Source organism: Candidatus Infernicultor aquiphilus, from assembly GCF_002784285.1.
Classification (GTDB): domain Bacteria; phylum Atribacterota; class Phoenicimicrobiia; order Phoenicimicrobiales; family Phoenicimicrobiaceae; genus Infernicultor; species Infernicultor aquiphilus.
The window spans coordinates 13,019-13,296 of the sequence record NZ_PFKO01000120.1 but is presented as its reverse complement, the minus strand read 5'-3'; the positions used below and the strand labels follow the sequence as shown (position 1 = coordinate 13,296).

Here is a 278-nt window from a genome sequence, read left to right as displayed (position 1 = left end):
TGAAAAGATAAAACCATTAATCAAAGAAACTTCTATCCCTGGTGTAATCGGTGAAATAGGCGGTTTTGGTGGATTATTTTCTTTAACCGGACAAAAATACCAGGAACCAGTATTAGTTTCTGGCACTGATGGAGTAGGTACCAAACTAAAGATTGCTTTTGCCTTGAACAAACATGATAGTGTGGGGATAGATTTGGTAGCCATGTGTGTTAATGATATTATTACCTGTGGAGCAAAACCTTTATTCTTTCTGGATTATATCTCTATGGGTAAATTGT

At 36.0% G+C, this 278-nt stretch carries 1 protein-coding gene; it reads left to right on the top strand.

Annotated features, from left to right (window positions below; translation table 11 throughout):
• Positions 1-278: AIR synthase related protein (locus tag COZ07_RS03440; protein ID WP_406607188.1), on the top strand; the 278-nt coding region annotated here is incomplete at both ends.